The 9,523-nt window shown below is 33.8% G+C and carries 5 protein-coding genes; all 5 read left to right on the top strand.

Features of this window, described 5'->3' with window-relative positions:
• Positions 1–45: 45 nt before the first annotated feature.
• The 5 genes from APR43_RS21475 to dusB all read left to right on the top strand — a co-directional run bounded on the left by APR43_RS21475 (position 46) and on the right by dusB (position 9,358).
• Positions 46–3,726, top strand: coding sequence for a 1-acyl-sn-glycerol-3-phosphate acyltransferase (locus tag APR43_RS21475; protein WP_053472960.1), 3,681 nt, complete (start codon positions 46–48; stop codon positions 3,724–3,726).
• Positions 3,723–5,240 (top strand): phytoene desaturase family protein, encoded by a 1,518-nt coding sequence (locus APR43_RS21480; protein ID WP_053472961.1) that lies wholly within the window; start codon positions 3,723–3,725, stop codon positions 5,238–5,240. The genes APR43_RS21475 and APR43_RS21480 overlap by 4 nt, the downstream gene beginning before the upstream one ends.
• A gap of 5 nt (positions 5,241–5,245) precedes the next feature.
• Entirely contained in the window at positions 5,246–6,913 is a 1,668-nt protein-coding gene (locus APR43_RS21485; protein ID WP_053472962.1) for a C45 family autoproteolytic acyltransferase/hydolase, read from the top strand.
• A complete protein-coding gene (locus APR43_RS21490; protein WP_053472963.1) occupies positions 6,910–8,202 on the top strand; it encodes a phenylacetate--CoA ligase family protein in 1,293 nt (430 codons plus the stop codon). The genes APR43_RS21485 and APR43_RS21490 overlap by 4 nt, the downstream gene beginning before the upstream one ends.
• A gap of 163 nt (positions 8,203–8,365) precedes the next feature.
• A complete protein-coding gene (gene dusB / locus APR43_RS21495) occupies positions 8,366–9,358 on the top strand; it encodes a tRNA dihydrouridine synthase DusB (protein WP_053472964.1) in 993 nt (330 codons plus the stop codon).
• Positions 9,359–9,523 lie beyond the last annotated feature (165 nt).

Raw genomic sequence — 9,523 nt, forward strand, 5'->3', positions numbered from 1 at the left:
TTTTAATCCGTATAATCTGTGGCAAAAAAACAATAATAAATAATTATGCATCAATACTTTTACGCCATTCATTTATTTGTAAACCGAAGAAAATCGCTCTCGGTTCTATTGGCTGTTTTGATGCTTTTGGTATTCGGATTTTTTGCTTCCCGAATTAAGTTTGAAGAAGACATTACCAAACTTATCCCAACAAACGACAAAGCCGATGCAACAGCAAAAGTTTTAAAACAATTAAACTTTGCCGATAAAACGACCGTTATTTTCAAACTCGAAAAAAACGGTTCTGCCGAAGATTTAAAAGAAATGGCTGCTGCTTTTTCAGACAGCGTTGCTAAATCCTGTAAACCTTACATAACCGGAATTCAGGGAAAAGTTGATGAAGAAAACATTCAGGAAACTATTGATTTCGTTTACAATAATCTGCCGCTTTTTCTTGAAGATAAAGATTATACTGCTATTCAAACTAAACTTCAAAAAGACAGTATTGCAGCAACCGTTCAGGGAAATTACAAATCGATTATTTCGCCTTCGGGATTTATTACCAAAGATTTTATTCTGCAAGATCCACTTGGAATTTCGTTTATCGCTTTAAAAAAATTACAGCAATTAAATATTGGCGATGATTTTACGCTCGACAATGGTTTTGTAATGACAAAGGATAAAAAGAAATTATTGCTTTTTATAACTTCAGATATTTCATCGAGCGAAACAGAAAAGAATACCCTTTTTGCCGAAAAACTAAAATCAATTCAGGAAAATTTAAATACCAAATTTAAAGGAAAAACTTCTGTAAGTTATTTTGGTTCTGCCTTGATTGCCGTTGCAAATGCCAATCAAATTAAAAGTGATATTGTTTTAACGACAACAATTGCGATGATTACGCTAATGCTGATCCTGATTTTGTTTTACAGAAAAATATTGATTCCGTTAATCATTTTCCTTCCAACCGTTTTCGGGGCTTTATTTGCAGTGGCGTTTTTATATTTTGTAAAAGAACAAATCTCAGCCATTTCTCTCGGAATTGGTTCTATTTTATTAGGAATTACGATCGATTATTCGCTTCACATTCTTACACATTATAAGCATAACAGCGACATCAAAACGCTATACAAAGACATTACGATGCCAGTAATTATGAGCAGCTCAACAACTGCCGTTGCCTTTTTATGTCTGCTTTTTGTAAAATCTGATGCGTTGAATGATCTCGGAATTTTCGCCGCCGTAATCGTTATGGCAACCGGAATTTTTTCTCTTTTAATTGTTCCACATTTGTATAAACCAAAAGAAAACAATGTTGAACACAAGAAAAATGCGATCGATAAACTGGCTCATTTTTCATTTCATAACAACAAATTCTTAATTGGTTTTTGCGTTATTATTACCATTATTTGCTGTTTTACATATAACGATGTTGGTTTCAACAACGATTTGTCACAATTAAATTTTGTTCCCAAAGATATTAAGGCGGCCGAAAAACAATTGGAAGAAAGTACCAGCTTAACTTCAAAAACCATTTATGTTGCGGCTTACGGAAAAAGCATGGAAGAAGTTTTGCAAAACAACAGCAAGCTTTTTACCGATTTATCCGAAGAAAAAAAGCAAGACAAAATATTGAATTTTAGTTCTGTTGGCGGAATTGTACTTTCGCAGAAAGAACAAATTCAAAAAATTGCAAAATGGAATTCGTTTTGGAACTCAGAAAAAAAACAAATTTTAAAATCTCAATTAATTACTGAAGGTTCAAAACTCGGCTTTAAGCCAACTACTTATTCACTGTTTTTTGATCATTTAGATTTTGATTTCAAACCAATTTCTACCCAAGATTATTTAAAAATTCAGGCATTACAGCTGAAAGAATTCGTAACCGAAAAAAATGGTTTTTATACGATTTCGACTTTGGTAAAAGTTACGCCGAAACAGCGTGATAAATTTGTAAAATCGACTTCTGCAAAAGAAAATCTTATTGCAATTGATCGTCAGCAAATGAACGAAACTTTTTTCAGCACTTTAAAAACCGATTTTAATTCGCTTGTCAACTACTCTTTTGTTGCGGTAATTTTGATTTTGTTTTTCTTTTTTAGAAGAATTGAATTGGTAATCGTAAGCTGTATTCCGATTGCTTTAACGGGAATTGTAACAGCCGGAATTATGGGCATTTTTGGCATTCAAATGAACATTTTCAGCATGATTGTCTGCACTTTGATTTTTGGTCACGGTGTCGATTTTAGTATTTTCATGACAAGTGCTTTACAGAAAGAATATACAAACGGAAAAAACGAAATTGCCATTTACAGAACTTCCATTATTCTGGCGGTAATTACAACCATTTTAGGAATTGGCGCAATGATTTTTGCCAAACATCCGGCGCTGCGTTCTATTTCTTCCGTATCATTAATTGGGGTTTTTGCTGCGTTAATTATTACGTTCATTTTTTATCCAATTCTGTTCAAATTATTTTTGTCAAACAGACCTAAAAAAGGAAATCCGCCTTTTCAATTACGCACTTTTATTTTTGGTGTAATGTCATTTTTCTATTATGGTTTGGGTGGAATTTTAATGTCATTTTTCAGTTTCACATTAATGCCGATTTTACCACTTAGTAAAAAAACAAAAATGCAGGGTTTTCGATATGTGGTTTCAAAATACATGAAATCGGTTTTATATTCGAACCCGTTTATACACAAAAAAGTCGTTAACAATTTTAATGAAACGTTTGAAAAACCAGCCGTTATTATTGCCAATCATTCTTCATTTTTAGATATTTTATCCATTGGAATGCTGAGTCCAAAAATTATATTTTTGGTAAGCGACTGGGTTTACAACTCTCCTATTTTTGGCGGCGTTGTCAGGAAAGCAGGTTTTTATCCAGTTTCTGAAGGTTTGGAAGGCGGCGTTGAACATTTGCGTAAAAAAGTAAACGAAGGTTATTCATTAATGGTTTTTCCGGAAGGAACACGCTCAGAAAATAATGTTATTAAACGATTCCATAAAGGTGCTTTTTTCCTTGCCGAAGAATTTAAATTAGATATCATTCCAGTTGTTATTCATGGTGCTTCGGAGTTAATTCCGAAAGGTGATTTTGTCATTCACGACGGAACTTTAACGGTTACCATTTTAGAAAGAATTACTCCGGAAAATACTTCTTTCGGGAATAATTATGCCGAAAGAACAAAACAAATAAGCACCTTTTTTAAAGGAGAGCATCGCAAAATTCGTCAGCAGTTAGAAGGGCCGGATTATTTCAAAAAAATGCTGATTAATAGTTACGATTATAAAGAAATTGAAATTGGCGATGCTGTAAAAAAAGATTTAAAGCAAAATTTAGAAACCTATTTCAATTTAAATAAATACATTAATCCTAAAGCTAAAATTTTGCATCTTGGCAATGATTATGGACAATTAGACGTTTTATTGGCATTGCAGGAACCGCAGCGAAAAATAGTTTCTTTTATAAATGATGAAGAAAAAGTATTGGTTGCCAAAACAAATTATTTTCTAAAAAAGAGAAAAATATCTTATCTGGATCAATTAGATTCTGTGGGTGAAAATCAATACGAAATAGTTTTAATTTCTGATGAAAATTATACTTCGGATCTTGAAAAAGTGACTGCAGCTTCTTCAATAATTTTAGTTAATTCTTCTAATTTAAAGATGAAATTAGCTGATTATGGTTTCGAAATTTTTTCAGAAGAAAATGCGATAATTGTATTAAATAAAAAGCAATGAAAGAGCAATACAATGTAGTAATTGTTGGCAGCGGTTTAGGCGGATTGGTTTCGTCTATAATTTTAGCTAAAGAAGGCTACAGCGTTTGTGTGCTCGAAAAGAACAATCAATACGGCGGGAATCTGCAGACTTTTGTTCGCGATAAAACTATTTTTGATACCGGAATTCATTATATCGGAGGTTTGTCTGAAGGTCAAAATTTGTATAAATATTTTAAATATATCGGCATTATTGATCATCTCAACTTAAAAAAATTAGACGAGAATTGTTACGATATGATTTCATTTGAAGACGATCAAAACGAATATCCGCATGCGCAGGGTTATCAAAATTTTGTCGATCAACTAACTGCTTTTTTTCCCAAAGAAAAAGCAAATATTGAAAAATACTGCGAAAAGCTACAAACCATCTGCGATGCTTTTCCGCTTTATAATTTAAACTGGGAAGGTAAATACGACAACGAAATTCTGGCATTGAATGCAAAAGAAATGATTGAAGAATGTACGCAGAATGAAAAACTAAAAGCGGTTCTTGCGGGTTCCAATTTTTTGTATGCCGGCATTCCGGATAAATCGCCTTTTTACGTTCATGCCTTATCTGTAAACTCTTATATTCAAAGTTCGTGGCGATGTATTAACGGCGGAAGCCAGATTACAAAACAGCTTTTAAAACAACTCAAAAAATACGGCGGAGAATTTTACAAGTATAAAGAAGTTACGCGTTTTAATGTTGAAGATAATAAAGTCAATTTTGTTGAATTAAAAGACGGAACAAAAGTTTTTGGCTCCATGTTTATTTCGAATATTGAACCGAAAACGACTTTAAAAATGGCGGGGGAAGAAAACTTCAGGAAAGCTTTTGTCAATCGCGTGCAAAGTCTTGAAGGCGTTATTTCTGCCTTTAGTTTATATATTGTTTTTAAGCCGGAAACTTTTAAATATATCAATCATAATTTTTATCATTTTAAGAAAACCAGCGAAGTCTGGAGCGCACATGAATATGATGAAGATTCTTGGCCAAAAGGTTTTATGGCTTCTATGAATGCTTCAAAAAAAGAAGAAATCTGGGCCGAAGGAATGACTTTTATTACTTATATGAAATATGAAGATGTTGCGCCCTGGGCCGACACTTTTAATACAACTGCAGAAGAAAGCGAGCGCGGCGAAAGTTATGAGGAATTTAAATCCCGAAAAGCCGAAAAATTTTTAAACGAAATCGAACTTAAATTTCCGGGAATCAGAGATTGTATAAAATCAATTCACACTTCTACTCCGCTTTCGTATCGCGATTATATTGGCGGTTACAACGGAAATATGTACGGATATGTGAAAGATTCTAACAATCCGATGAAAACGCTGATTCCGGCAAAAACCAAATTGGATAATTTATATCTTACAGGGCAGAGTATCAATATGCACGGTGTTTTGGGCGTAACAATTGGTGCTGTTTCAACCTGTTCTGAAATTGTGGGCAAAGAATATTTGGTTACGAAAATCAATTCCGAATCTGAATAGAAATCATGAAAAACCGAATTTTATTTATCTTCTTTATCGGTTTTACATTTTTGCTTGTTTCTTGCGGAACATCAAAATCAATGCATCATAAACCGGATCTTTCTCACTATAATTCGGCAAAACCAATCGTTGTAAAAAAATCTGATTCGGTTTTTATTTCAGGTAAAAATTCGCTTTTAAAAAATAAACAAGGTATTTGGGAATTGTATGCCGAAGGCGATCCGCTGGAAATTGGTTTAAACACGGGAGCTTTAACCGATTCTCTTTTAAAAAATCAGCAGCGCGTTTTTTTCTCCAAAGTAAAAGATTTTATCCCGTCTAATTTTCAGCAAAAAATACTCCGCCAGTTTTTAAGATGGTACAATCGAAAATTATATTTGAATGTTCCCGAAGAATATCAAACGGAAATTTATGGCGTTTCTGAATATACTTCGGATGAACTTGATAACATTGCGCCCAAATATCAGCGTGGTTTATATCTTCATGCGGCACACGATATTGGCCACGCTTTACAAGATTTGGCTTTGGTTGGCTGTTCGTCTTTTGCGGCGTGGAATGAAAAAACAGAAGATGGAAATTTAATTCTCGGACGTAATTTTGATTTTTATGTAAATGACGCTTTCGCGGAAAATAAAATCGTGGCATTTATAAATCCGAAAGTTGGTTATAAATTTATGATGGTTACCTGGCCGGGAATGGTTGGTGCTGTTTCCGGAATGAACCAGGAAGGTTTAACGGTAACGATTAATGCTTCGAAATCTAAAATTCCGCTAATTGCCAAAACACCAATTTCGATTTTGACACGTGAAATTTTACAGCACACCAAGAATATAGATGAAGCCGTTTCGATTGCGAAAAAGAGAAAAGTTTTTGTTTCAGAATCTATAATGGTGGGAAGTGCAAACGACAATAAAGCAATTTTAATTGAAGTTTCACCAACAAAAATGGACGTTTATGATGTTCCAAACACTGATCAGTTAATATGTTCGAATCATTTTCAGGGCGATGAATTTGCAACTGATAAACGAAATCAGGAACAAATTGTAAACAGTCATTCTGAATATCGCTTTGAAAGAATGCAGGAACTTTTGGCAGAAAATCCAAAAGTGAACCCAGAAATTGCTTCAGAAATTCTCCGAAATAAAAATGGTTTAAAAGATATTCCGCTAGGTTATGGTTCAGAAAAAGCTTTGAATCAATTAATGGCGCATCACGGAATTATTTTTAAACCGAAAGAAAAATTGGTTTGGGTTTCGGCAAATCCGTATCAATTGGGCGAATTTGTTTGTTACGATTTGAATTCTGTTTTTGGCGAAAGAAAAAATGATGCTCTAAATTCTTTTCAAAAAGGAAATTTAAATATTGCCAAAGATCCGTTTTTAGAAACAGCCGCTTTTCGCAATTATAAAAAATTCAAAGTTGAAGATCATAAAATAGATTCGTTTATTGAAAATAAGGAAACAATTTCTCCAGAATTCATTCAAAATTATCAATCATTAAACCCTGATTATTGGGTTGTATATTATAAGGCAGGATTGTACTTTTACCAAATAAAAGATTTTCAGCAGGCAAAACTTAATTTTGAAAAAGCTTTGACCAAAGAAATTACGACACTGCCTGAAAAAGAAAAAATTGAAAAATATTTAAAAAAAATCAAAAGAAAATTAAAATGATTCCAGCAATAGAAAAAGATTCTTTAGAAGAAATTAAAATTTTTCAAGAAAAAAAACTATCTGAACTTTTACAATATATCAGTCAAAATTCTCCTTTTTATAAAAGACTTTTTGCCGGACAGAATATTGATATTTCAAAAATCAAAACTTTAGAAGATTTACAACATTTACCTGTTACTACAAAAGAAGATTTACAGCAATATAACGATGATTTTGTATGTGTTCCGCAAAATAAAATTATCGACTACGCCTCGACTTCTGGAACTTTAGGCGATCCTGTAACTTTTGGTTTAACCGATTCTGATTTAGATCGTTTGGCTTATAATGAAGCTATTTCATTTGCCTGCGCCGGAATTGCCGAAGGCGATGTTGTACAATTAATGACCACAATTGACAGGAAATTTATGGCGGGTCTGGCTTATTTTCTTGGCCTTCGAAAATTGAAAGTCGGTGTAGTTCGCGTTGGCGCCGGAATTCCGGAAATGCAATGGGATTCGATTTTAAAATACAATCCGAGTTATTTAATTACCGTTCCGTCCTTTTTATTGAAGTTAATTGAATATGCCGAAATTCACGGAATCGATTATAATAATTCGAGTATAAAAGGGGCTATTTGCATTGGAGAATCTTTGCGAGATCAGGATTTTTCGATGAATACTTTGTCTAAAAAAATCACGGATAAATGGAATATTAAGTTGTTTTCGACTTATGCTTCTACCGAAATGAGCACGGCTTTTACAGAATGTGAACACGGAAATGGCGGACATCATCATCCGGAATTAATCATCGTTGAAGTTTTGGACGAAAATAATTTACCTGTTAAACACGGAGAAACTGGCGAACTTACTTTTACTACTTTAGGAATTGAAGCGATGCCATTACTGCGTTTTAAAACCGGAGATATTGTACAGCTTCATAACGAACCTTGTGGCTGCGGAAGGAATACTTTGCGTGTTGGTCCTGTTCTTGGCCGCAAAAAGCAAATGATAAAATATAAAGGGACAACACTTTATCCGCCAGCAATGAACGATGTTTTAAGCGGATTTGACAATATCGAAAATCATATTATCGAAATTTCTACAAACGACTTAGGCACTGATGAAATCGTGATAAAAATTGCGGTTAAAAATCAAACACCAGAATTTCTGCAGGAAATTAAAGATCACTTTAGAGCAAAATTGAGAGTAACGCCAAAAATAGAATTCGCCTCAAAAGAAACTTTAAATCCTTTAGTTTTTAACCCAATGAGTAGAAAACCAATTCGATTTTTTGATTATAGAAACATATAGAAATTTTTTCCACCATATAAGTAATATAACTTCATTTAAAAGATTGCGCATATGAGTGCTTTAATTAAATGAACTTATATCACTTATATGGTTTATTTCCAGCTTCTTGAATGTTTTGCTGTGAATTAAACTAAATGTTGTAATTTTGCAAAAAATTATGAAGATGGTCAAGATTGGCAACATAGAATTACCCGAATTTCCTTTATTACTCGCACCGATGGAAGATGTTAGTGATCCGCCGTTTCGCAGATTATGCAAAACGCATGGCGCTGACATGATGTATTCTGAATTTATTTCATCGGAAGGATTAATTCGTGATGCTATAAAAAGCCGCATGAAGCTGGATATTTTTGATTATGAACGTCCAGTTGGAATTCAGATTTTTGGTGGTGATGAAGAAGCAATGGAGATGTCTTCTAAAATTGTTTCTACTGTAAAACCGGATCTAGTGGATATCAATTTTGGATGTCCGGTAAAAAAAGTAGTTTGTAAAGGTGCCGGTGCCGGGGTTTTAAAAGATGTTGATTTGATGGTGCGTTTGACGCAAGCCGTTATCAAAGGGACAGATTTACCTGTTACGGTAAAAACACGTTTAGGCTGGGACGAAAATTCTATTAATATTGATGAAGTTGCCGAAAGACTTCAGGATATTGGTGTTCAGGCTTTGACTATTCACGCCAGAACTCGCGCTCAAATGTATAAAGGTCATTCTGACTGGTCGCATATTGCGCGTGTAAAAAATAACCCAAGAATTACAATGCCCATTTTTGGAAACGGTGATATCGACAGTCCTGAAAAAGCATTAAAATATAAAAATGAATACGGAATTGACGGTATCATGATTGGCCGAGCGGCGATTGGTTATCCGTGGATTTTTAATGAAATCAAGCATTATTTTAAAACGGGTGAACACTTACCTGCCCCAACTGTTATTGATCGTGTTGAAGCTGCGAGAAATCATTTGCAATGGTCAATGGATTGGAAAGGCGAGCGTTTGGGAATTGTTGAAATGCGACGTCATTATACGAACTATTTTAAAGGGATTCATTCTTTTAAAGAATTCAAACAGAAATTAGTTACGACTGATGCTCCAGAAGATTTGTTTGCCATTATGAAAGAAATTGAGCAGGTTTATGCGGGGTATGAGTTTGTTTAAAAATATAAATTTAAAACAAGACCTTAGGGAAACTTTAGTTTTAAACAATATAATCCCAATCATTGTCATTTCGACGAAGGAGAAATCTCCACAAGTAACTCTGCAACGAAAGTCCAATCTTTGTAGAGCTTCTCGCGGAGATTTCTCCTTCGTCGAAATGACAAA

The sequence above is a fragment of the Flavobacterium sp. NLM genome, assembly GCF_002210235.1.
GTDB classification, from domain to species: Bacteria; Bacteroidota; Bacteroidia; order Flavobacteriales; family Flavobacteriaceae; genus Flavobacterium; species Flavobacterium panici.